Annotated in this window: 19 protein-coding genes and 2 tRNA genes; 14 read left to right on the top strand and 7 right to left on the bottom strand. The window is 59.3% G+C overall.

Going from position 1 to position 24,605, the window contains the following annotated elements; genetic code table 11:
- The 14 genes from folP (at position 1) to AC07OV_RS13605 (ending at position 13,456) form a co-directional block, all read left to right on the top strand.
- Entirely contained in the window at positions 1-852 is an 852-nt protein-coding gene (gene folP, locus AC07OV_RS13670) for a dihydropteroate synthase (RefSeq protein WP_495092393.1), read from the top strand.
- Positions 853-868: 16 nt separating this feature from the next.
- The gene (gene glmM / locus AC07OV_RS13665; RefSeq protein WP_176998425.1) at positions 869-2,206 is read left to right on the top strand and encodes a phosphoglucosamine mutase; all 1,338 of its coding nucleotides are present in this window, start codon (positions 869-871) and stop codon (positions 2,204-2,206) included.
- A gap of 66 nt (positions 2,207-2,272) precedes the next feature.
- Positions 2,273-3,028 (top strand): triose-phosphate isomerase, encoded by a 756-nt coding sequence (gene tpiA, locus AC07OV_RS13660; RefSeq protein ID WP_016973764.1) that lies wholly within the window; start codon positions 2,273-2,275, stop codon positions 3,026-3,028.
- Positions 3,029-3,032: 4 nt separating this feature from the next.
- Complete coding sequence (gene secG, locus AC07OV_RS13655) at positions 3,033-3,416, top strand: preprotein translocase subunit SecG (RefSeq protein WP_010206600.1); 384 nt, start codon at positions 3,033-3,035, stop codon at positions 3,414-3,416.
- 22 nt (positions 3,417-3,438) lie between these two features.
- Positions 3,439-3,524, top strand: a tRNA-Leu gene (locus AC07OV_RS13650).
- Between the two features lie 96 nt (positions 3,525-3,620).
- A tRNA-Met gene (locus tag AC07OV_RS13645) sits at positions 3,621-3,697 on the top strand.
- A gap of 140 nt (positions 3,698-3,837) precedes the next feature.
- A complete protein-coding gene (gene rimP / locus AC07OV_RS13640; protein WP_176998424.1) occupies positions 3,838-4,296 on the top strand; it encodes a ribosome maturation factor RimP in 459 nt (152 codons plus the stop codon).
- A 47-nt stretch (positions 4,297-4,343) separates the two neighbouring features.
- Positions 4,344-5,825, top strand: a complete 1,482-nt coding sequence (gene nusA / locus AC07OV_RS13635; RefSeq protein ID WP_176998423.1) for a transcription termination factor NusA — start codon at positions 4,344-4,346, stop codon at positions 5,823-5,825.
- Between the two features lie 27 nt (positions 5,826-5,852).
- A complete protein-coding gene (gene infB / locus AC07OV_RS13630) occupies positions 5,853-8,378 on the top strand; it encodes a translation initiation factor IF-2 (RefSeq protein WP_176998422.1) in 2,526 nt (841 codons plus the stop codon).
- A 159-nt stretch (positions 8,379-8,537) separates the two neighbouring features.
- A complete protein-coding gene (gene rbfA / locus AC07OV_RS13625; RefSeq protein ID WP_016973761.1) occupies positions 8,538-8,933 on the top strand; it encodes a 30S ribosome-binding factor RbfA in 396 nt (131 codons plus the stop codon).
- A gap of 3 nt (positions 8,934-8,936) precedes the next feature.
- Positions 8,937-9,854 carry a tRNA pseudouridine(55) synthase TruB gene (gene truB / locus AC07OV_RS13620; RefSeq protein WP_176998421.1) on the top strand — a complete coding sequence of 306 codons (918 nt, stop codon included), beginning with the start codon at positions 8,937-8,939 and terminating at the stop codon, positions 9,852-9,854.
- 114 nt (positions 9,855-9,968) lie between these two features.
- On the top strand, positions 9,969-10,238 hold the full coding sequence (rpsO, locus tag AC07OV_RS13615) for a 30S ribosomal protein S15 (RefSeq protein ID WP_003177875.1): 270 nt from the start codon (positions 9,969-9,971) through the stop codon (positions 10,236-10,238).
- A 196-nt stretch (positions 10,239-10,434) separates the two neighbouring features.
- Positions 10,435-12,540: a polyribonucleotide nucleotidyltransferase gene (gene pnp, locus AC07OV_RS13610; RefSeq protein ID WP_016973759.1), complete on the top strand. Its 2,106-nt coding sequence runs from the start codon at positions 10,435-10,437 to the stop codon at positions 12,538-12,540.
- Positions 12,541-12,835: 295 nt separating this feature from the next.
- Entirely contained in the window at positions 12,836-13,456 is a 621-nt protein-coding gene (locus tag AC07OV_RS13605) for a BON domain-containing protein (protein ID WP_176998420.1), read from the top strand.
- A 294-nt stretch (positions 13,457-13,750) separates the two neighbouring features.
- Here the strand turns inward: AC07OV_RS13605 and AC07OV_RS13600 are convergent, their stop codons facing one another.
- The 7 genes from AC07OV_RS13600 to panB form a co-directional block, all read right to left on the bottom strand.
- Entirely contained in the window at positions 13,751-16,666 is a 2,916-nt protein-coding gene (locus AC07OV_RS13600; RefSeq protein WP_495092392.1) for a DUF748 domain-containing protein, read from the bottom strand.
- Positions 16,667-16,753: 87 nt separating this feature from the next.
- The gene (locus AC07OV_RS13595; RefSeq protein ID WP_494997790.1) at positions 16,754-17,770 is read right to left on the bottom strand and encodes a class I SAM-dependent rRNA methyltransferase; all 1,017 of its coding nucleotides are present in this window, start codon (positions 17,768-17,770) and stop codon (positions 16,754-16,756) included.
- Between the two features lie 56 nt (positions 17,771-17,826).
- Complete coding sequence (locus tag AC07OV_RS13590) at positions 17,827-18,696, bottom strand: oxygenase MpaB family protein (protein WP_494997791.1); 870 nt, start codon at positions 18,694-18,696, stop codon at positions 17,827-17,829.
- A gap of 16 nt (positions 18,697-18,712) precedes the next feature.
- A complete protein-coding gene (acs, locus tag AC07OV_RS13585) occupies positions 18,713-20,650 on the bottom strand; it encodes an acetate--CoA ligase (protein WP_495092391.1) in 1,938 nt (645 codons plus the stop codon).
- Positions 20,651-20,828: 178 nt separating this feature from the next.
- A complete protein-coding gene (gene pgi, locus AC07OV_RS13580) occupies positions 20,829-22,493 on the bottom strand; it encodes a glucose-6-phosphate isomerase (protein WP_176998415.1) in 1,665 nt (554 codons plus the stop codon).
- Between the two features lie 241 nt (positions 22,494-22,734).
- Entirely contained in the window at positions 22,735-23,586 is an 852-nt protein-coding gene (panC, locus tag AC07OV_RS13575; protein WP_494997793.1) for a pantoate--beta-alanine ligase, read from the bottom strand.
- Entirely contained in the window at positions 23,583-24,383 is an 801-nt protein-coding gene (gene panB / locus AC07OV_RS13570) for a 3-methyl-2-oxobutanoate hydroxymethyltransferase (protein WP_176998413.1), read from the bottom strand. The genes panC and panB overlap by 4 nt, the downstream gene beginning before the upstream one ends.
- Positions 24,384-24,605: the final 222 nt, after the last annotated feature.

Raw genomic sequence — 24,605 nt, 5'->3', positions numbered from 1 at the left:
ATGACTTCTGTGTTGTCCTCCACCCGGTTGCCTTGCGGCAATCGGGTTCTTGATTTGGCCCATACGCATGTCATGGGCATTCTTAATGTAACCCCCGATTCCTTTTCCGATGGCGGCCGTTTCAGCCAGCTTGATGCAGCGTTGCGTCATGCCGAGGCGATGGTGGCGGCTGGCGCGACATTGATCGATGTCGGTGGTGAGTCGACTCGTCCCGGCGCCCGCGTGGTCTCTCCTTTGGAGGAGCTGGAGCGGGTGGCGCCTATCGTCGAGCGCATTGCTCGCGAGCTGGGCGTGATCATTTCGGTTGATACTTCAACACCAGCCGTAATGCGCGAGGCTGCGCGCCTGGGTGCCGGGTTGATCAATGATGTGCGTTCCCTCCAGCGCGAGGGTGCCTTGGATGCAGCTGCGGCGACCGGGTTGCCGGTATGCCTGATGCACATGCTGGGCGAGCCCGGAAATATGCAAGACAGCCCGCACTATGATGACCTTGTGGGTGAGGTGAGTGGCTTTCTCGCGGAGCGGGTCGAGCAGTGCGCTGCGGTCGGAATTCCTGCGGAAAAGATCATCCTTGATCCGGGATTTGGTTTCGCCAAGACCCTGCAACACAATTTAAGCCTGTTCAAGCATATGGATTCCTTGCATGCCCTTGGTCGGCCCTTGTTGGTCGGTGTTTCGCGCAAGAGCATGATAGGGCTGGCCTTGAACCGTCCGGTGGGTGAGCGACTGTATGGCGGCCTTGCGCTGGCGGCGCTGGCGGTGACCAAGGGCGCGCGTATCTTGCGTGTGCATGATGTCGCGGAGACTGTGGACGTGGTGCGTATGATTGCCGCTGTAGAATCAGCCGAATAAGAATGATGGAGCACTTATGACTAAAAAATACTTTGGCACCGACGGTATCCGTGGTCGGGTCGGCGAGTTTCCTATTACTCCAGATTTCATGCTCAAGCTGGGTTGGGCGGCAGGCATGGCGTTCCGCAGCATGGGCGCATGCCGTATCCTGGTGGGCAAGGACACCCGTATTTCGGGGTACATGTTTGAATCTGCGCTGGAGGCCGGTTTGTCCGCCGCCGGTGCTGATGTAATGCTGCTTGGCCCAATGCCAACGCCGGCGATCGCTTACCTGACGCGTACCTTTCACGCTGAAGCCGGTATCGTGATCAGCGCCTCGCACAACCCTCATGATGACAATGGCATCAAGTTCTTCTCGGGCCAGGGCACAAAGCTGCCGGACGAGATCGAGTTGATGATCGAAGAGTTGCTGGATGCGCCAATGACGGTGGTGGACTCCAGCAAGCTGGGCAAGGTGTCGCGCATCAATGACGCTTCCGGCCGCTACATCGAGTTCTGCAAGAGCAGCGTGCCGACCAGCACCAATTTTGCCGGTCTGAAAATTGTTGTCGATTGCGCTCACGGCGCCACCTACAAGGTTGCGCCGAGTGTGTTCAAGGAGCTGGGCGCCGATGTGACGGTGCTGTCGGCTCAGCCGAATGGTTTGAACATCAACGAAAACTGTGGCTCCACCCATACAGAGCAACTGCAGGCGGCCGTGCTGGCTGAGCATGCGGACCTTGGTATTGCCTTCGATGGTGATGGCGATCGCGTGCTGATGGTTGATCACACCGGTGCTGTGGTCGATGGTGATGAGCTGTTGTTCATCATTGCCCGCGACCTGCATGAGCGTGGCAAGCTGCAAGGCGGTGTCGTGGGTACGCTGATGAGCAATCTTGGGCTGGAACTGGCCCTGGCGGATTTAGGTATTCCTTTCGTTCGCGCGAATGTGGGCGACCGTTATGTGATCGCAGAACTGTTGGAGCGCAACTGGCAGGTGGGGGGTGAAAACTCCGGGCACGTCGTGTGCTTCCATCACACCACAACGGGCGATGCCATTATTGCCGCGCTGCAGGTGCTGTTGTCCTTGCGTCGTCGTGAAGAAAGCCTTGCCCAGGCCCGTCAGGCGCTGCGCAAGTGTCCTCAAGTGCTGCTCAATGTGCGCTTTGCGGGCGGTGAAAATCCGATCGAGCATCCGGCTGTCAAAGAGGCCTGCGAGCGCGTGACCCTGGCAATGGCGGGGCGTGGGCGGGTGCTGTTGCGCAAGTCCGGCACAGAGCCTTTGGTGCGTGTCATGGTCGAAGGTGATGACGAAATACAGGTTCGCGGCCATGCCGAAGACCTGGCAAAACTGGTAACTGAAGTTTGCGCCTGAATTCGGCTTGCCAGTGATGATGTGGTTGGGTAACATCTGCGCCCACTTTGACCGACGAGGTACAGCATGCGTCGCACTATGGTAGCTGGTAACTGGAAGATGCACGGTACCCGCGCCAGTGTCGCTGAGCTGATCAACGGCCTTCGTCACTTGGCCTTGCCAAGCGGTGTTGATGTCGCGGTTTTTCCACCTTGCTTGCATATCAACCAAGTGGTTGATGGCTTGAAAGGCAAGTCGATCCAGGTCGGCGCGCAGAACTCTGCGGTGGAGCCGATGCAAGGTGCGTTGACTGGTGAAATTTCGCCGAGTCAGCTGGTTGATGCGGGTTGTTCCTATGTGCTCGTTGGGCACTCCGAGCGCCGTCAGATGATGGGCGAGCGTGATGGGACACTCAATCGCAAGTTCGCAGCGGCACAGGCTTGTGGCTTGATTCCAGTGTTGTGCGTAGGGGAGACCCTTGCAGAGCGCGAATCGGGCAAGACTCTTGAGGTTGTCTCGCGTCAGCTGGGCAGCATCATCGAGGAGCTGGGTGTTGGTGCGTTTGCAAAGGCAGTAATCGCTTACGAGCCGGTCTGGGCCATTGGTACCGGGCTGACTGCTACGCCGCAACAGGCGCAGGATGTGCACGCAGCCATCCGCGCACAGTTGGCGGCAGAGAATTCTGAGGTCGCACAAGGTGTGCGGCTTCTATACGGCGGCAGCGTGAAGGCGGCCAATGCGGTCGAACTGTTCGGCATGCCGGATATCGATGGGGGGCTCATTGGTGGAGCTTCCCTGAATGCAGATGAGTTCGGTGCGATCTGTCGCGCCGCGGGAAACTGAAAAAATGCTGGAAACAGTCGTAGTCGTTTTTCATCTGTTGGCTGCCCTGGGCGTAGTTGCCCTGGTTTTGTTGCAACAGGGTAAAGGTGCGGATGCTGGTGCGTCTTTCGGTGCAGGTGCTTCAAATACTGTGTTCGGAAGCCAAGGTTCCTCTACCTTTCTTAGTAAGTTTACTGCTATACTTGCCGCAGGTTTCTTCATAACCAGCTTAGGGTTAGGTTACTTTGCTAAAGAGAAAGCTCATGTGCTGACTCAAGTAGGTTTGCCAAACCCAGCAGTGTTGGAAGTGCCAAAAGCAAAACCGGCTTCTGATGATGTCCCGGTGCTTCAAGAGCAAAAGTCGGCTACTCCAGCGACTGACGTACCTCCAGCTCAAGAGCAAAAGTAAGAAGGGTTGTAAACGCTGTATTGCCGAGGTGGTGGAATTGGTAGACACGCAACCTTGAGGTGGTTGTGCCCATAGGGTGTAGGGGTTCGAGTCCCCTTCTCGGTACCAATTATCAGGAGAGCCCGCAGTTGCGGGCTTTCTTGTAGGTGGAAGGTTACATTGACCCTGTAAGGGATCGGTCGTATACTTCCGCCCCAGCTTTGTCGCGGGGTGGAGCAGTCTGGTAGCTCGTCGGGCTCATAACCCGAAGGTCGTCGGTTCAAATCCGGCCCCCGCAACCAGTTTTAGCGGAGCCCCTTTTAAGGGGCTTTTTGTTAGCTGGACACTTTCAACGCCGCTGTTCGACGGCGTTTCAAGGATGGGCGTTTCGCCCATTTTTTTATTTTGCACAGCATGCACATACATGCACGAGGGGGTTCAGGTGTCGAGCAAGCTAGAAGAGTTGCAGGCCTTGTTGGCCCCGGTGGTCGTGGCCCTAGGCTATGAATGCTGGGGTATTGAGTTTTCGGCTCAAGGTCGCCACTCAATGTTGCGCGTTTATATCGATAAAGAGGGCGGCGTGCTGGTGGACGATTGTGCCATTGTCAGCCGTCAGATCAGCGGTGTCCTGGATGTTGAAGATCCAATTTCCGTTGAATACACCCTCGAAGTTTCCTCGCCAGGCATGGAACGCCCACTGTTCACTATTGATCAGTTTGCAAAATTTGCCGGTGAACAAGTGAAGATCAGGCTGCGATCTCCCTTTGAAGGGCGACGCAACTTTCAGGGCCTTCTGCGCGGTGTAGAAGAACAGGATGTCGTGGTGCAGGTAGACGACCATGAGTTCCTGTTGCCGATCGATATGATCGACAAGGCCAACATTATTCCCAGTTTTGACTGAGACGCGGATCCCGCGGATCCAATGGCTTGCGAAAGGCGAGGCGTACGATGAGCAAAGAAGTACTGCTGGTTGTTGAGTCGGTATCCAATGAAAAGGGCGTACCGGCAAACGTGATTTTTGAAGCGCTGGAGCTGGCTCTGGCCACTGCTACCAAAAAGCGTTTTGAAGACGAAGTTGATCTGCGTGTGGAAATCAACCGCCACACCGGTGCCTATGAGACTTTCCGTCGCTGGACGGTCGTCGAAGAAGCCGATCTTGATGATCCGGCCATCGAAACCTGGCCGAGCAAGGTTGCGCAAACGCACCCTGGCGCCAAGGTCGGTGATGTCGTTGAAGAAAAGATCGAATCGATCGAATTCGGCCGTATTGCTGCACAGACCGCCAAGCAGGTCATCGTGCAGAAGGTTCGCGAAGCCGAGCGCGCTCAAGTCGTTGACGCCTATCGCGAGCGCCTGGGTGAAATCATCTCCGGCACCGTGAAAAAAGTCACCCGCGACAACGTGATCGTCGACCTGGGCAACAACGCCGAGGCGTTGCTGGCCCGCGAGGACATCATCTCCCGCGAAACCTTCCGTGTCGGCGTGCGTCTGCGTGCGCTGCTCAAGGAAATCCGCACCGAAAACCGTGGCCCTCAGTTGATCCTGTCGCGTACCGCGCCGGAAATGCTGATCGAGCTGTTCCGTATCGAAGTGCCGGAAATCGCCGAAGGCCTGATCGAAGTCATGGCTGCGTCCCGCGACCCGGGTTCGCGCGCCAAGATCGCGGTCCGCTCCAAGGACAAGCGCATCGACCCGCAAGGCGCCTGCATCGGTATGCGCGGTTCGCGCGTCCAGGCAGTGTCGGGCGAATTGGGCGGTGAGCGTGTGGACATCGTCCTGTGGGACGACAACCCGGCGCAGTTCGTGATCAACGCCATGTCGCCCGCTGAAGTGGCGGCAATTATCGTTGACGAAGATGCCCATGCCATGGACATCGCCGTTGGCGCAGACAATCTGGCTCAGGCCATTGGTCGTGGTGGTCAGAACGTGCGTCTGGCCAGCCAACTGACCGGCTGGACCCTGAACGTGATGACCGAATCGGACATCCAGGCTAAGCAGCAAGCTGAAACCGGTGACATCCTGCGCAACTTCATCGACGAGCTGGAAGTCGACGAAGAGCTGGCACAGGTGCTGGTAGATGAAGGCTTCACCAGCCTGGAAGAGATTGCCTACGTACCGTTGGAAGAAATGCTCAACATCGACGGCTTTGACGAAGACATCGTCAACGAGCTTCGCGCTCGGGCCAAGGATCGTTTGTTGACTAAAGCCATCGCTACTGAGGAAAAGCTGGCAGACGCCCATCCGGCCGAAGACCTGCTCTCGCTTGAGGGTATGGACAAGGATTTGGCGATGGAACTGGCGGTGCGCGGCGTAATTACCCGCGAAGACCTGGCCGAGCAGTCTATTGACGATCTGCTCGACATCGACGGCATTGACGATGATCGTGCCGGCAAGTTGATCATGGCCGCCCGAGCCCATTGGTTCGAGTAACTAGGCGCGGCCTGAGGAGAGAAGTGCATGACGCAAGTCACGGTGAAACAACTGGCCGATGAGGTCAAAACACCGGTAGAGCGCCTGTTGCAGCAGATGCGTGAGGCAGGTCTGCCGCACACCGCCGCCGATGAAGGTGTGAGCGACAGTGAGAAGCAGTCTTTGCTGACTCACTTGAAGAGCAGCCACAAGGCGAAAGTGGAAGAACCGCGCAAGATTACATTGCAGCGCAAAACCACCAGCACCCTGCGTGTCGCTGGTAGCAAGAGCATCAGCGTTGAAGTACGCAAGAAGAAAGTCTTCGTACAACGCAGCCCGGAAGAAATCGAAGCCGAGCGCAAACGCGAACTGGAAGAACGTCGCGCAGTAGAAAATGCTGCTCGTCAGAAGGCTGAAGAAGAAGCCAAGCGTCGCGCCGAAGAAGAAGCGCGTCGCCAGCCTGCTGCTGCGCAACCTGCTGCCACTGAAGCGGTCGCCGCGCCTAGCGCGCCAGTAGAAGCTGTACGTGAGGCCGCTCCGGTTGCCCCTGCGCCAGCCCCTGCTGCCGACGCTCGCAAACGCGACGAACCTCGTCGTCCGGACAAGCCACGTGCTGACGATAACAATCGTCGCGGTGGTGGTGGCGATGGCGAGCGCAAAAACGCTCCGCATCGTGCTTCGGTCAAAGAGAAAGCGCCTGCTCCCCGCGTTGCCCCACGTACTACCGACGAAGAAAGCGATGGCTTCCGTCGTGGTGGTCGCGGCAAGGCCAAGCTGAAAAAACGCAACGCTCACGGTTTCCAGAGCCCAACCGGCCCTGTCGTGCGTGAAGTGAAGATCGGCGAGACCATCACTGTTGGCGACCTCGCTCAGCAGATGTCGGTCAAGGCTGCTGAAATCATCAAGTTCATGTTCAAGCTGGGCACCCCGGCCACCATCAACCAGGTACTGGATCAGGAAACTGCTCAACTGGTTGCTGAAGAGCTGGGCCACAAAGTGACCCTGGTCAGCGACACCGCCCTGGAAGATTCCCTGGCCGAGTCCCTGAAGTTTGAAGGTGAAGCAGTATCCCGTGCGCCAGTCGTGACCGTAATGGGCCACGTTGACCACGGTAAGACTTCCCTGCTCGACTACATCCGTCGTGCCAAGGTTGCTGCTGGCGAAGCCGGTGGTATCACCCAGCACATCGGCGCATACCACGTTGAAACCGACCGTGGCATGGTGACGTTCCTCGATACCCCAGGCCACGCCGCGTTTACCGCAATGCGTGCCCGTGGTGCCAAGGCGACCGACATCGTGATCCTGGTGGTTGCGGCGGACGACGGCGTAATGCCACAAACCATCGAGGCTGTTCAGCACGCTCAGGCGGCTGGCGTTCCTCTGGTGGTTGCAGTGAACAAAATCGACAAGCCGGGCGCCGATCTCGATCGCATCCGTAGCGAACTGTCGGTTCACGGCGTGACTTCCGAAGAGTGGGGTGGCGACACTCCATTCGTACCGGTCTCTGCGAAGATGGGTACCGGCGTTGATGAACTGCTCGAAGCCGTTCTGTTGCAAGCCGAAGTGCTGGAACTGACCGCTACGCCATCGGCTCCTGGCCGTGGTGTCGTGGTTGAATCGCGCCTCGACAAGGGCCGTGGCCCGGTTGCAACCGTCCTGGTTCAAGACGGTACCCTGCGCCAAGGCGACATGGTCCTGGTCGGTTCGAACTACGGCCGTGTACGTGCCATGCTCGACGAGAACGGCAAGCCAATCAAGGAAGCAGGTCCTGCTATCCCGGTCGAGATCCTCGGCCTGGACGGTACTCCGGACGCTGGTGACGAGATGAGCGTGGTTGCCGACGAGAAGAAAGCCCGTGAAGTGGCTCTGTTCCGTCAAGGCAAGTTCCGCGAAGTCAAACTGGCCCGTGCTCACGCCGGCAAGCTGGAAAACATCTTCGAGAACATGGGCCAGGAAGAGAAGAAGACGCTTAACATCGTCCTCAAATCTGACGTACGTGGTTCCCTCGAAGCGTTGAACGGCGCCTTGAACGGCCTGGGTAACGACGAAGTGCAAGTGCGCGTTGTCGGTGGCGGTGTCGGTGGTATCACCGAGTCCGACGCCAACCTGGCACTGGCTTCCAACGCTGTACTGTTCGGCTTCAACGTGCGTGCCGATGCCGGCGCTCGCAAGATCGTCGAGCAGGAAGGCCTGGACATGCGTTACTACAACGTCATCTACGACATCATCGAAGACGTCAAGAAAGCCCTCACCGGCATGCTTGGCAGCGACGTTCGGGAGAACATCCTGGGTATCGCCGAAGTTCGTGACGTGTTCCGCTCGCCGAAATTCGGCGCGATCGCCGGTTGCATGGTGGTTGAAGGCACCGTGTACCGTAACCGTCCAATCCGTGTACTGCGTGAAGACATCGTTATCTTCGAAGGCGAGCTGGAATCCCTGCGCCGCTTCAAGGATGACGCTTCCGAAGTACGTGCCGGCATGGAATGCGGTATCGGCGTCAAGAGCTACAACGACGTCAAGGTTGGCGACAAGATCGAAGTCTTCGAGAAGGTTCAGGTTGCTCGCAGCCTCTAACTCGCGCACTTCCGGAGCCACGCGGCGTGTGGGCATGCAAATGCCCCGCGCAGCGTACGGACTCTAAACGCAACGCCCGGTCTGGCTTTTGTCAGGCCGGGCGTTTGCCGCTTTCAGACCCCACGGGTTTCACCGTGTGGCAGTAACAGGTAACAAGACATGGCAAAAGAATACAGCCGTACCCAGCGTATCGGCGATCAGATGCAGCGTGAGCTGGCCCAACTGATCCGTCGCGAAGTCAAAGACCCCCGTGTTGGCCTGGTCACCATCACCGCCGTTGAAGTGAGCCGTGACGTGGGTCACGCCAAGATCTTCATCACCGTGATGGGCCAGGACAGCAGCGAAGAAATCGCGCAAAGCATCAAGGTGCTCAACTCCGCCGCAGGTTTCCTGCGTATGCAGTTGGCCCGCGAAATGAAGCTGCGCAGTGTTCCCCAGTTGCACTTCCACTACGACGAAAGCGTCGTGCGTGGCGCGCACCTGTCGGCACTGATCGAGCGCGCCGTGGCTGAAGACAGCCAGCACCCGTCCACACCTGAAGACGCCAAGGAGTAAGCGGTGGCTCAGGTCAAACGTATCCGTCGCAACGTCAGCGGCATCATTCTGCTCGACAAGCCCATTGGCTTCACCTCCAATGCCGCGTTGCAGAAGGTTCGCTGGCTGCTCAATGCCGAAAAGGCCGGGCACACCGGCAGCCTCGACCCGCTGGCCACCGGCGTGTTGCCGTTGTGCTTTGGCGAGGCCACCAAGTTCTCGCAATACCTGCTCGATTCCGACAAGGGTTACGAAACCCTGATGCAACTGGGCAAGACCACCACCACGGCCGATGCCGAGGGTGATGTGCTGCAGGTTCGCGACGTGACCGTTGGTCGCTCTGATATCGAGGCTGCGTTACCCGGTTTTCGTGGGCAAATCAGTCAGATACCGCCGATGTACTCGGCTCTCAAGCGTGATGGGCAACCCCTTTACAAGCTGGCACGTGCGGGCGAAGTAGTGGAGCGCGAAGCGCGTTCTGTTACTATTGCGCGCTTGGAATTGCTCGCCTGTGAAGGTGACACCGCGCGCCTGGCCGTGGACTGCAGCAAAGGCACCTATATCCGTACCCTGGTGGAAGATATTGGTGAACATCTTGGTTGCGGTGCGTACGTTGCAGAGCTGCGACGCACACAGGCTGGCCCTTTCACCCTGGCCCAGACGGTCACGCTGGAAGAGTTGGAAGCGGTACACGCCGAAGGCGGCAACGAAGCGGTTGATCGCTTCCTGATGCCATCGGACAGCGGTTTGCTGGATTGGCCATTGCTGCACTTCTCGGAGCACAGCGCGTTCTACTGGCTCAACGGCCAGCCGGTACGTGCCCCGGATGCTCCGAAGTTCGGCATGGTGCGGGTACAGGATCATAACGGTCGCTTCATCGGTATCGGTGAAGTGAGTGAAGACGGGCGCATCGCGCCACGTCGACTGATTCGGTCAGAATGACCGAACGAGTGTGGCTGTTAACAGGCACGGTCAACACTCATTTTTAGATACAGGGATTTGTCCCTGGCCTGTTGAAACTGCCCTTTGGGTGGTTTCCTGAAAAAGGATTGCCTCATGGCTCTCGACGTTCAAGAAAAAGCACAAATCGTTGCTGACTATCAGCAAGCTGTTGGTGACACTGGTTCGCCAGAAGTGCAAGTTGCACTGCTGACCCACAACATCAACAAGCTGCAAGGTCACTTCAAGGCCAACGGTAAAGATCACCACTCCCGTCGTGGTCTGATCCGCATGGTAAACCAGCGCCGTAAGCTGCTGGACTACCTGAAAGGCAAGGATCTGGGTCGTTATCAGACTCTGATCGGTCGCCTGGGTCTGCGTCGCTAATAAGCGATTGCGCTAGAGGTTGGTTGTCTGCCGTGCGTCAGTGGGATTCCCGCTGGCTCATGGTAGGCTCCCAGCCTCAAGTTTTATCTGGATACACGTTTTACCCCTGGACCTGGTTCGGGCCGATTCCCGACATTGCCCAAGAATTTCGCAAGAAGACAAGTTCCCCCAAGAGCCACAAAGAAGGTAGGACACCGTGAACCCGGTTATCAAAAAATTCCAGTTCGGTCAGTCGACCGTTACCCTCGAGACAGGCCGTATCGCCCGTCAAGCCTCCGGCGCAGTGCTGGTTACCGTTGACGACGACGTTACCGTTCTGGTGACCGTGGTTGGCGCCAAGACCGCTGACCCGAGCAAAGGCTTCTTCCCTCTGTCCGTTCACTACCAGGAAAAGACTTACGCTGCTGGTAAGATCCCTGGCGGTTTCTTCAAGCGCGAAGGCCGTCCTTCCGAGAAAGAAACCCTGACTTCCCGACTGATCGACCGTCCGATCCGTCCGCTGTTCCCAGAAGGCTTCATGAACGAAGTGCAGGTTGTCTGCACCGTCGTTTCCACCAGTAAGAAGACCGATCCGGACATCGCTGCGATGATCGGTACCTCGGCTGCCCTGGCTATCTCCGGCATTCCTTTCGATGGCCCGATCGGCGCTGCCCGCGTTGCGTTCCACGAAAGCACCGGCTACCTGCTGAACCCGACTTACGAGCAACTGAAAGCTTCGAGCCTGGACATGGTCGTTGCCGGTACCTCGGAAGCCGTATTGATGGTTGAATCGGAAGCCAAAGAGCTGACCGAAGACCAGATGCTGGGCGCCGTGCTGTTCGCCCACGACGAGTTCCAGGCTGTCATCAAGGCTGTCACCGAGCTGGCTGCCGAAGCGGCCAAGCCAACCTGGACCTGGGCGCCACAAGCTGAAGCCACTGAACTGCTGGGCGCTATCCGCTCCGAGTTCGGCGCTGCCATCTCCGATGCCTACACCATCACCGTCAAGGCCGACCGTTATGCGCGCCTGGGCGAGCTGAAGGATCAGGTTGTGGCCAAACTGTCCGGTGAGGAAGGCCAGCCTTCCTCCAGCGACGTCAAAGCGGCTTTCGGCGAGATCGAATACCGCACCGTTCGCGAAAACATCGTAAACGGCAAGCCACGTATCGACGGCCGCGACACCCGCACCGTACGTCCGCTGAACATCGAAGTCGGCGTTCTGCCGAAGACTCACGGTTCGGCGCTGTTCACCCGTGGTGAAACCCAGGCCCTGGTAGTCGCGACCCTGGGTACTGCCCGTGACGCGCAGCTGCTGGACACCCTGGAAGGCGAGAAAAAAGACCCGTTCATGCTGCACTACAACTTCCCTCCGTTCTCGGTGGGCGAGTGTGGTCGCATGGGTGGCGCTGGTCGTCGCGAAATCGGCCACGGCCGTCTGGCGCGCCGTTCGGTACAGGCCATGCTGCCTGCTGCTGACGTGTTCCCTTACACCATCCGTGTTGTGTCGGAAATCACCGAGTCCAACGGTTCCAGCTCCATGGCTTCCGTTTGCGGTGCTTCCCTGGCGCTGATGGACGCTGGTGTGCCGATGAAGGCGCCGGTTGCCGGTATCGCCATGGGCCTGGTTAAAGAAGGCGAGAAGTTCGCCATCCTGACCGACATCCTGGGCGACGAAGACCACCTGGGCGACATGGACTTCAAAGTAGCTGGTACCGCCAAGGGTGTGACCGCGCTGCAGATGGACATCAAGATCAAAGGCATCACCGAAGAAATCATGGAAATCGCCCTGGGCCAAGCCCTGGAAGCGCGCCTGAACATCCTCGGCCAGATGAACCAGATCATTGGTCAGTCCCGTACCGAACTGTCGGAAAATGCTCCGACCATGATCGCGATGAAAATCGACACCGACAAAATCCGTGATGTCATCGGTAAAGGCGGCGCGACCATCCGTGCTATCTGCGAAGAAACCAAGGCTTCGATCGACATCGAGGACGACGGTTCGATCAAGATCTTCGGCGAAACCAAGGAAGCGGCTGAGGCAGCACGCCAGCGCGTCCTGGGCATCACCGCTGAAGCCGAGATCGGCAAGATCTACGTCGGCAAGGTTGAGCGCATCGTCGACTTCGGCGCATTCGTGAACATCCTGCCGGGCAAAGACGGTCTGGTTCACATCTCCATGCTGAGCGACGCTCGCGTTGAGAAAGTGACCGACATTCTGAAAGAAGGCCAGGAAGTGGAAGTGCTGGTACTGGACGTGGACAACCGCGGCCGTATCAAGCTGTCCATCAAGGACGTAGCAGCAGCCAAGGCTTCGGGCGTTTAATCACCCCAGGCTTTACGCTGAAAAAAAGGACCCTTCGGGGTCCTTTTTTTATGGGCGCGGGAAAGTGAAGGGAAATCAGCCATTTACCCCGAGCCAAAAGCCGCAACTTGCATGCAGGCACGATGGGCTTCATGCAAGTTGCACGATTTCGAAAATCGCACATTTTTATAAGTCATTGTTTTATAATGACTTAATTATCAGTCACGACTTGGCACACTGCCTGCAATATCCCTGTTAACGCTGCAGCATCAAGGTTCATGTGCTGCGGACTTTTAATAAAACAGGAGTTACTCGTATGAAGAAGTTCGCTCTCGCTACTGCTACCGCTCTGACTCTGGCCATGGGTGCTAACGTAGCCTTTGCTCAGACTTCCCAAGCCCCTATGACTTTGGCGGCGGGTGAAGCGACCAAGGCCAAAGAAAGCGTTTCGGATACTTGGATCACTACCAAAGTTAAATCCGATCTGCTGACCGAGAAAGGCATTCCTGGCTCGGACATCAAGGTTGAAACCAACAAAGGCGTGGTTTCCCTGTCGTCCACAGTCGCTATCTCTGATTCGCAGAAAGCCACTGCTGTAGCGATCACCAAGAAAATCAAAGGTGTAACCGCCGTTTCCGCTGATGGCCTGTTGGCTGGCGGCGCGACCAAGGCTGACGGCATCGACAAGACCAAAGGCGCGGCTGCCAGCGCTAAAGAGTCGACCTCTGATACCTGGATCACCACCAAAGTGAAAGCTGATCTGGTAACCGAGAAAGGCATTCCTGGCACCGACATCAAAGTCGAAACCAACAAAGGTGTTGTTTCCCTGTCTTCGGCCGTAGCGGTCACTGAAGCCCAGAAAACCACCGCGGTGAACATCACCAAGAAAATCAAAGGCGTTAAGGCTGTATCGGCCGATGGCCTGAAAGCAGAGTAAATACTGAAGGATTCGTCTTGAACTAGACGGCGGCGGCTAAGGGTGAGTTAGATATCCACCCGATGCACCTCTTGAGTTCATGCGACCGACCACAGGGATGTGGTCATTACAGGCCCCGGCACTCGTGTCGGGGCCTGTTCTATTTTGGGCTGGAGAAAAACCTGACCACAACAGAGATCCAATGTGGGAGCGGGCTTGCCCGCGAAGGCGTCGTGTCAGCTAACCGATGGGTCGACTGATTCACTGCATTCGCGGGCAAGCCCGCTCCCACAGTTGGATGAGGTGCTTAGGAGGTTATTCAGCATCCAGATGCATCGGGGTCACCACCCGACCATCTTTCTCCGCCTGCCCCAGGTTCGCATCAATGAAGTACACCCGTTCATCTTCAAGCTGCCCCTTGTCCACCAAGTAGTCCTTGATCGTGCTGGCGCGGTCCTGGCCCAGCTGACGCAGCAAGACGTCACTGGTGCTCCAGAACTTGATCACGCCCTCACGCAGCTTCGCAGAGCGGTCGTCGTTGCTCAGGTCTTTCCACTCCGCTGGCGGTTGTTGCTTCAGGCGTGTGCGATAAATGCCTTCCAGCAGCGGCGCTTTCTCTTTCTCCGGTACGACCAACAGTGAGGCCTGCGCCGGGACCTTGTCGCCACGGCGTTGCAGGATCTTGTAGTAGTTGTATTGGTATTCACGCTCCAGGCGCTGTGCGGCCAGGAATGGGCCGTCGCTGCTGGCGGCTGCAGTGCCTTCGATTTCCAGGCGTAGGGCTGGACGTTCTTTCAATGCTTTGGCCAGGCTGTTCAAGGCGCCTTCGGCATCCTTGCTCAAATCGCTGGAACCCGGGGCGAAGGACACGTTGCCCAAATCCTCAGCACCGCCGCCTGAGATCAGCCCACCAATGAACTTGAACGGCGCCGTCGCCGCACGTACCACCAAGTTGCGCAGGGTCTGCCACACAATCGGCATTACGCTGAATTGCGGGTTGTTCAAGTCGCCGGTCACCGGCAGCTCGATGGAGATTTTGCCATCGCTGTCCTTGAGCAAGGCAATTGCCAGGCGGATCGGCAGGTCCACGGCGTCCGCACTGTCGACTTTCTCCCCCAATTGCAGTTGCTCGACCACCACTTTGTTTTCGGCTTTCAACTGGCCCTTTGTAATCACATAGTGCAGGTCGAGGTTCAGCCGGCCTTTGCGGATACGGAAGCCAGCGAACTTGCCGGAGTAGGGGGTCAGAGTCGTCAGTTCGACACGCTTGAAGCTGGTGGCGATATCCAGCGCCGCCATCGGGTCGAAAGGGTTCACGCTGCCCTTGATGGTCACAGGTGCATAGCGGTCCACCTTGCCGTTGATATTGACGCTGGCGGGCTTGGCCTGGCGACTGTCAATGGTGCCGATCTGGCCGTTGAGCTGTTGGATCGCCGTGGCGAAGTTGGGTGTCAGGCTGAAGTCCGCAAAGTTGGCCGACCCGTCATTGATCGCAATTTGCCCGATACGAATGCCCAACGGCTTTTCCTTGCTGGCGGGCTTGGATGTTTTGTCGGCGGGTTGCGGGATCAACAGGTCATCAACGTTGGTGGTGCGGTCATCGTTGATCATGAAGCGCGCATACGGTTGCAGCAGGTTGACCTTGTCGATCGACAGGCTGTCGCCATGCTGGTAGTTCACGCCCTCCAGTACCAGGCGCTGCCATTTGACGAAGTCGCGGGTCTTGAGGGTATCCAGGGTATGCAGTTGATCGACCTGCGCCCGGCCGGTGACCTGCAGTTTCAGCGGGTCCGCGCTTTTGAGGTTCACGTCCAGGTTGCTGCCCAACATGCCGCTGCGCAGTTCCAGGCGAATGAACGGGCTGATGTAGGACTGGGCGACCCGCAGGTCGATGTCCTGGGTGTTCACTTTAAGCTTGGCGCTGATCGGGTTGAGGTTCACTTCGCCGGTCGCGAGGATCTTGCCTTGCTTGCCCAGCCCCGTGTCGACCTTCAAGGTGAAGGGGCTCTGGTTGAGGCTGTCGAAGTTCTGTACATCGACATTCAGCGGGCCCAGTTCCAGCGCGACGGCAGGTTTGACCTGGCGGTCGGCCAGGTGCACCTGATAATTGCGCAGTTGCACGTCCTTGAGCAGCACCTGCCAGGGTTTGCTCGGCGCGGCAGGTTCAGGTTTGGGCGAGTCAGCGGTGGCCGGTGCGGTGGCGGGTTCCGCCTTGGCCGGTTTACTCGGTTGACTGGCAAACAGCTTCTGCCAGTCCAGTTGACCATCGGCTTCGCGGGCGGCCCAGGTTTCGAGCTTGTTACTGCGAATCTTGCCAACCACTACTTGCTGCTTGGCCAGGTCCACCGTGGTTTCGCTGACGTCCAGGCGCTCCAGACGTGCCAGCGGGCGGCCATCGGGGGCCTTGATCGCAAACGGCGCGATGCTCGCAGCGGTGTTGGTCAGGTTGAGTTCGGTCTCTTTGGCCAGGCTGAATTTATAGTCGGTGCTGAAATTCAACACACCGTCCTCAAGTACCAATGGCAAGGCATCGCGTACGTACGGCCACCAAGCTTTCATCTTGCCATCGGTGACTTTCAGGGTGCCCTCGGAGGTGATCGGCACCAGGCTGAAATTGCCTTTCCAGTCGATTTGCCCGCCTTCGGGGCCTGCGGCCACCAACGTCATGTCGGCGTTGTCTTCAGGCAGAGTGCTGAGGTTTTTCAGCTCGAAGTCGAGTTTGTCGTAGAGAAATTCGATCGGCTCGCTGGGGCGCAGATCCTGGAAATGCACATAGCCGCTCGCCAGCTTGATGCGTTCGATGCGCAGCGGGAACGGTTTGGCGTTGGGATCGGCCGGGGTCGGCTCGCTCGGCGGCAGCTTGAACAGTTGCGCCAGGTTCAGTTGCCCGGACTTGTCGAACAGCAGCTCGGTCTTGGGCTTGTCCAGCTCGACGTCCGCCAGGTGCAAGGCGCGGGTCCAGAGGCTGTCGATCTGCAGGTTGGCGTAAAGGCGCTCGAAGCCGACTTGTTCCTTGCCGGGTTCACCGATTTGCAGGCCCCACACGGTCAGCTCCAGGCTGAACGGGTTGAGCTCGATACGCTCGATGCGCGCCGGCACCGTGGCGTAATGGGCCAACTGTTGGTTGGCGATGCGAAGCGCAATGCCGGGCAAAATCAAAAAGCCCAGCAAGCTGTACAGAGCCAGAGCAGTCAACAAGGCGCCGACGGCGCGAATCAATCCTTTGGGCATGGGTGACGCCATCTGTGTCGAACGAGAGTGCCTTGGAGTATGGCACGGGTTTTCGGTTCCGAAGAACAGGCTCCGTTGGGATAAGTCTTACAGTTGCAGGATCAGGGTTTTCAGCGGTGGCTGCTGGTCACGGGACGGGAAGTCAGCCCCAGGTGTCATGACGGTCCACTCGCGGACCGGGCGACCGGCTTTTTCGGCGCAGCGCAGCACCTGTTCGCGCCAGTCATCCATGCTGACTTTAGCCAGATTGTTGCAGCAGATCAGCACGCCGTTGTCGGCGGTGGCCAACAGTGCCGGCTTGAGCAGGCTTTGGTAGTCGCGCAACAAATCGACGGTGCCGAAAGCGCTCTTGGCCCATGCCGGAGGGTCGAGCAACACCAGGTCATATTGACGCTGTTCGAGGCGTGGGTAGCTCGGCAGCTTCTGGCCGCGCCGCTGGGTGATCGGCAGCCCAGCCAGTTGGCGAATCGCCGGGAAGTAATCGGACTGCACGAACTCCATGGTCGGCAGTTGCGGGTTTAACAGGCCGTTTTCGCGCCCGACCGCCAGGTTGCCCTCGGCAAAGTCCAGGTTGCACACCTCTCGCGCACCTCCGGCTGCCGCGCTCAAGCCCACGCCACAGGTGTAGGCGAACAGGTTCAGCACGCTCTTGCCGGCGCTGTGCGCCTTGACCCAACCGCGCGTGTTGCGCAAATCGAGGAACAGCAGCGGGTCTTGCCCGGCATGACGACCGCGCACACGGTAGTTCAGGCCCCACTCCTGGCCGACCAGGTCCACCAGTGCCGCAGGTTCGGCGCGGTACACCGTGTCTTCACGGTCGATCCGCGAATTGCCACGGGAGCGGTCGTTGTAGACCAGCAACAATTCCAGGCCCATGTACTGGTTGATCAGTTGATGCAGGTCCAGCAGGTCGGCGGTTTCCAGCGACTGGTGGAAGCTTTGCACCAGCAGTTGCGGACCATAGCGGTCGATGGTCAGGCCGCCGGCGCCCTCCTGGCTGCCATGGAACAGCCGGTAGCAGTCGGTGCCTTGGGCGTGCAGCTCGTTGATCAGGTCTTGGCGATAGTCGAGGGCGGCGCGCAGCGCCTGATTCAGGGGAGACATGGAGCGCGCCTTGCTGGGAAAAGAGGGCGCGAAGTTTAACAGTTATGCGGCGTTGCCTACATCAACCCCATCCGCCGATGGGCGCGTTGCACCGAACCATTGCGCATGGCCCAGCGCAGCAATGGTGCACTGCGTCTTACCCCGGCGCGGATCATCTGGCGCTGCAACGGGCTTTGGTGCTGTTCGAGCATCGCACTGGCCCACTCCGGCAGCAGATCGATCCCGGCCTGCATCATCAAGCTGCCAAAGGGCTTGGCCAGGGTGCTGGGGGCGGGCGCGTTGACCAGCAGACGCAACACTTCGCGACTGCGTTCGTCGCACAACAGTTGAGGGCGGATACGCTCCAGATAATCCGAAACGTCCTGCCGTGAACGGGGAACATGCCGCGCGCCCAGGCGTTCAGCTACCAGGGCGATTTCGCTGTAGTAGCGGTCTTGATCCCGCCCCGAGAGATGAGGGTTGCGATAGCGCAGGTGCGCCGCCAGAAAATTGCTGACTTCCGCCACGTGCACCCACGTCAGCAACTCCGGATCGCTGGCCGCATAAGGCCGCCCATCCGGCGCATGGCCGACCACTTGCAGGTGAATGGTGCGCACCTTTTCGATCAGCCATTCGGCGTCTTGGCGTGAGCCGAAGGTGGTGCCGGAGATGAACTGCGAGGTGCGCCGCAAACGCCCGAGCATGTCCTGGCGGAAATTCGAATGGTCCCACACACCCGCCAGGGCCAATGGGTGCAAGGCTTGCAACATCAAGGCGCTGATGCCGCCGATCAACATGCTGCTGAAGTCGCCATGCACTTGCCAGCTCACCGAGTCGGGCCCGAACAGGCCTGGATCGCCCTTGGGGTTTTCCAGGTCCAGTTGGCCCAGTGACAAGCCGGTGAGGCTCATCAACTGGGTTTCGATACGGCTGCGGATAAATTCCATGGCGACTCAAGGGTTCCTATCGGTTCAGGCGTTTGTCGATCAGGCCGTCCACCACGCTTGGGTCGGCCAGGGTCGAGGTGTCGCCCAGGCTGTCGAGCTCATTACAGGCGATCTTGCGCAGGATACGCCGCATGATCTTGCCGGAGCGGGTTTTTGGCAGGGCTGGCGCCCATTGGATCAGTTCCGGCTTGGCAAAGCTGCCGATTTCCTTGCTGACCAGATCCAGCAGGTGTTTTTTCAGCGTGTCGCTGGGCTCCACGCCATTCATGGGAGTGACGAAGGCATAGATGCCCTGGCCCTTGACGTCGTGGGGGTATCCCACCACCGCGGCTTCGGCGACCTGGTCATGCAGCACCAGCGCGCTCTCTACTTCGGCGGTGCCGATACGGTGGCCGGACACGTTGATCACATCATCGATGCGCCCGGTGATCCAGTAGTCGCCATCCTCATCGCGGCGAGCGCCATCGCCGGTGAAGTAGTAGCCGAGGTAGGGTTTGAAGTAGGTGTCGATCATGCGCTGCGGATCGCCATAGACACTGCGGATCTGCCCGGGCCAACTGGCCTTGATCGCCAATACGCCGCTGCCGGCCCCGTGCAGCACCTTGCCGTGTTCATCCAACAGCACCGGCTGCACGCCGAACATCGGCTGGGTGGCGCAACCGGGCTTGATGCGCTGTGCGCTGACCAAGGGGCTGAGCATGATGCCGCCCGTTTCGGTCTGCCACCAGGTGTCGACGATGGGGCAGCGCTGCTCGCCCACGGCATTGAAATACCAGTCCCAGGCTTCCGGGTTGATCGGTTCGCCGACGCTGCCCAGCAGCCGCAGGCTCGCCCGGGAGGTGTTTTCCAGCGGGCCGTGGCCCTCACGCATCAAGGCGCGCAAGGCGGTGGGCGCGGTGTAGAAGATATTCACCTGGTGTTTATCGATCACTTGCCAGAAGCGCGAGCTGTCCGGGTAGCTGGGCACCCCTTCGAACATCAGTGAGGTGGCGCCATTGGCCAGCGGGCCGTACACGATGTAGCTGTGGCCGGTGACCCAGCCCACGTCGGCAGTACACCAGAACACTTCGCCGTCGCGGTAGTCGAGCACGTACTTGAAGGTCATCGCCGCCTGCAGCAGATAGCCACCGGTGGTGTGCAGCACGCCCTTGGGTTTGCCGGTGCTGCCGGAGGTGTAGAGGATGAACAGCGGGTCTTCGGCGTCCATTGGCTCGGGCGGGCAGTCGTCGCTGGCGGCCTCCAGGGCGAACTGATAGTTGAGGTCGCGGCCTTCGCTCCAGTTAATGGTTGCTCCGGTGCGTTCCACCACCAGCACCGTGCTCACATTCGGGCAACTGGCCAGTGCCTTGTCAACGTTCTGTTTCAGCGCCACCGGCTTGCCACCGCGTACGCCTTCGTCAGCGGTGATCACGGTGCGACAGTCGGCGTCGAGAATGCGGTCGCGCAGCGCGTCGGGCGAGAACCCGCCAAACACGACGGAGTGCACGGCACCAATACGCGTACAGGCCAGCATCGCGTAGGCTGCTTCCGGGATCATTGGCATGTAGATGCACACGCGGTCGCCTTTCTTCACGCCACGGCTTTTCAGCACATTGGCCAGGCGGCATACGTTTTGGTGCAGTTGGCGGTAGGTGATTGTGGATGATGTTGTCGGGTCATCGCCTTCCCAGATGAAGGCCGGTTGATCGGCACGTTGTGCCAGGTGACGGTCGATGCAGTTGTAGCTGACGTTCAGCTGAGCACCGGCAAACCATTGCGCTGCGCCGGTCTTGATGTCTGAGATTTGAACGGTGTGCCAGGGTTTGATCCAGTCAAGGAAGCCCTTGGCCTGTTCGGCCCAGAAGGTGTCGGGCTGTTCGATGGACTGGCGATAGAGACGCTTGTAGTCCTCTTGGCTGAGCTGCGCAGCTCGGCGGACGGCATCGGCGGTGGGAAATGAGCTGATATCGAACATGAGCGGTCCTTATTCTTGTTTTAGGGACAAGAGGGGAGCGCCCTGTGTGTAGGAGCCGGCTTGTCGAATCGTCGCACCGCGGCGATGGCGATCTTTCGGACGCCATCGCCGGCAAGCCGGCTCCTACACAGGAAGGTGTGCTCCCGCCATTTCAGACCATCAGTGTAGTGCCGATCCCTTAGCCGCGGTGACGACCACGGAAGTAGTTGATCAGGCCCTGGGTCGAAGCGTCCTCGGCCGAGGTTTCTTCGGCGCCGGTCAGGCGGTTGTACACGCCTTTGCCCAGCTCTTTACCCAGCTCCACACCCCATTGGTCGAAGGCGTTGATGCCCCAGATCACGCTCTGCACAAACACTTTGTGTTCATACATGGCGACCAGCGCGCCCAAGCGGCGCGGGCTGATGCGCTCAACCACCAGGGTGTTGCTCGGACGGTTGCCCGGGATCACCTTGTGCGGGGCCAGCTTCTGAACTTCGGCTTCCGGGATGCCCTTGTCGCGCAGCTCGGCTTCGGCTTCGGCGCGGGTCTTGCCGAGCATCAGCGCCTGGCTCTGGGACAGGCAGTTGGCGTACAGCCACTGGTGGTGGTCAGAGACCGGGTTGAAGCTGACGATCGGCACGATGAAGTCGGCCGGGATCAGTTGGGTCCCTTGGTGCAGCAACTGGTGGTACGCGTGCTGACCGTTGCAGCCGACGCCGCCCCAGATCACCGGGCCGGTATCGGTGGACACGGGCGTGCCGTCCTGGCGCACGCTTTTGCCGTTGGATTCCATGTCCAGCTGTTGCAGGTGCTTGGTGATGTTACGCAGGTAGTGGTCGTACGGCAGGATCGCGTGGCTCTGCGCGCCCCAGAAGTTGCCGTACCACACGCCCAGCAGGCCCAGCAGCACGGGCATGTTCTGTTCGAACGGCGCGTTCTGGAAATGCTGGTCCATGGTGTAGGCACCGGACAGCAACTCCTTGAAGTTGGACATGCCGATGGCCAGCGCGATAGGCAAGCCGATGGCCGACCACAGCGAGTAACGGCCGCCAACCCAGTCCCACATCGGGAAGATGTTCTCCTCGCGGATACCGAAGGCCACGGCCGCGGCGTTGTTGCTCGATACGGCGATGAAGTGGCGGTACAGCTCGGCTTCCGAGCCCCCCTGGGCCAGGTACCAGGCACGGGCGGCCTGGGCGTTCTTCAGGGTTTCCAGGGTGTTGAAGGATTTCGACGAAACGATGAACAGCGTGGTCTCGGCGCGCAGCTTCATGGTCAGCTCGTGGAACTCGCTGCCGTCGATGTTCGCCAGATAATGGCAGCGCACGCCTTTGTGGGCGTAGGACAACAGCGCTTCGGACACCAGCTCCGGGCCGAGGAACGAGCCACCGATACCGATGTTCACTACGTCGGTGATCGGCTTCTCGGTGTAGCCACGCCACAGGCCGTCGTGGATGCGGCCGACCAGGTCAGTGATCTGGTTCAGCACCTTGTGCACGTCCGGCATGATGTTCACGCCGTTGACCGATAGCTTGTCGCCCACTGGGCGGCGCAGGGCGGTGTGCAGGGCAGGGCGGCCTTCGGAGGAGTTGACCGGCTCGCCTGCATACAGCGAGTTGATCGCGTCTTTGAGACCGACTTCCTTGGCCAAACCCACGAGCAAGTCGCGGGTTTCGCTGGTGATCAGGTTTTTCGAGTAATCGAGGAAAAGTCCGCAGCTGCTCAAGGTGAACTGGGAGAAACGCTGAGGATCGGCATTGAACGCTTCGCGCATGCTGAAATCCTGCATGGCTTGGCGATGTTGATTGAGCGCTTGCCAGGCGGGCAGAGCGGTAACGTCATGAGGAGTGCGGTAGTACGCCATCGCTGCGGGTTTCCTTTTATTACGGGGACTGCCTTTAGGACACTTCAAAGTCCGGAACGTCCTGCTTTGTTCAAGCGGCCGACCCCGGACAGCGCTAACCAAGAGCGCAGGGCGATTACATTAAACCTAGCGTGTGAATATGTCTTGGCTTTGTCTGCGCTGTAGCCGGTACTTTTTTATACCGGCACAGCGGACAGGGCAACAGGCGTGCTGTTTTTGAGGTGGGAAAAGGCGGGGAGTGTCAGGCCAGGTTCAGGTGCAGGTTGTCGATCAAGCGCGTGGCGCCCAGGTAGGCGGCCACCAGTATCACGATGTCGCGGTCCTCGGCCGTGGCGGGCCGCAGGTGCGCGCCTTGGCGAACTTCGAGGTAGTCGATGCGCAAGCCGGCGGCTTCGATCTGCTGGACCTGCTCGGCGCGCAGCTTGGCGAAATCATGCTCACCGGCTTTGATCGCCTCGGCAATCTGGCTGAGGCTGCGGTACAGCACCGGGGCAATGGCACGTTGCTCGTCGGTGAGGTAACCATTGCGCGACGACAGCGCAAGGCCGTCGTCGGCGCGCACGGTGGGCTCGCCGATGATCTGGATCGGCATGTTCAGGTCGTGGACCATGGCGCGGATCACGGCCAATTGCTGGTAGTCCTTCTGGCCAAACACGGCCATGTCCGGCTGGACCATGTTGAACAGCTTGCTCACCACCGTGGCCACGCCCTCGAAGTGCCCGGGGCGGCTGGCGCCGCACAGGCCTTCGGAGAGTTGCGGCACACTGACGCGCGTCTGGCCGGTCATGCCGCCCGGGTACATTTCTTCGACGGTGGGTGCGAACAGCAGGTTGCAGCCGGCTTGCAGCAGCTTTTCCTGGTCGGCCGCCAAGGTGCGCGGGTACTTGTCCAGGTCTTCGCCGGCGCCGAACTGCAGCGGGTTGACGAAGATGCTCGCCACCACGAAGTCCGCCTGTTGCGCGGCTTTGGTGACCAGAGTGGCGTGGCCGCTGTGCAGGTTGCCCATGGTGGGCACAAAGCCAATGCGTTTGCCGGCGCTGCGGGCGTGGGCCACGGCAGCCCGCAGTTCACGTACGGTTTTTACGGTGTTCATGCAGAGAATCCGTGTTCGACGCCAGGGAAGGTAACGGCTTTGACTTCAGCGACGTAGGCGCTCAAGGCGGCATGGATGCTGTCCTGGCCGGCCATGAAGTTCTTCACGAACTTGGGCACGCGGCCGCTGATCGACAGGCCGAGCATGTCATGCACCACCAGCACTTGGCCGTCGGTGGCCGAACCCGCGCCAATGCCGATGACCGGCACTTTGACGGCCTGGGTGATTTCGGCGGCGAGTTCGCTGGGCACGCACTCCAGCAGGATCATTGCGGCGCCGGCTTGTTCCAGGGCAATCGCGTCGGCACGCATCTGGCGTGCCTGAGCCTCATTACGGCCTTGAACCTTGTAGCCGCCGAGGATGTTCACCGACTGCGGCGTCAGGCCCATATGTGCACACACCGGCACGCCACGTTCCGCCAGCAGGCGGATGGATTCGGCCAGCCACACGGCGCCTTCCACTTTGATCATGTGCGCACCGGCTTGCATCAGCTTGCCGGCGTTCTGGAAGGTCTGTTCGAGTGTTGCGTAACCCATGAACGGCAGGTCAGCAATGATGAACGCACCGTCGTTGCCGCGTTTGACGCTGGCAGTGTGGTAAGCGAGGTCATCGGTCGTCACAGGCAGGGTGCTGTCATTCCCTTGAAGAACCATGCCCAGGGAGTCACCCACCAGCAACACCTCCACACCCGCCTGGCAACTGGCGTGGGCGAAGGTGGCGTCGTAGCAGGTCAGCATGGTGATTTTTTCACCTTTGAGCTTGAGGCTCTGCAAGGTGGTCAGGGTAATGTCTGGCATGAAAAGGGTCCTCGTTCAGGCGCTTGGAAACAGCGAGTAACGCGCGTGAGTCTTCGTTTATACAGGCGCACTGTCTTGAGAGCAGTGCTTATAAGGCCTGGATTGCGCCCTTGAGCGCCGTGTTGACGGCAGCGGGACGCCTATAGTCGTGATGGGGACACGGGAAGTCAATTGGATGTGTTACCGCATTGTTACGACGGCGGTGTTACCGCTGTTACTGAC

The organism is Pseudomonas sp. GW821-FHT09A09 (assembly GCF_059418405.1).
This window is presented reverse-complemented; position numbering and strand designations above follow the sequence as displayed.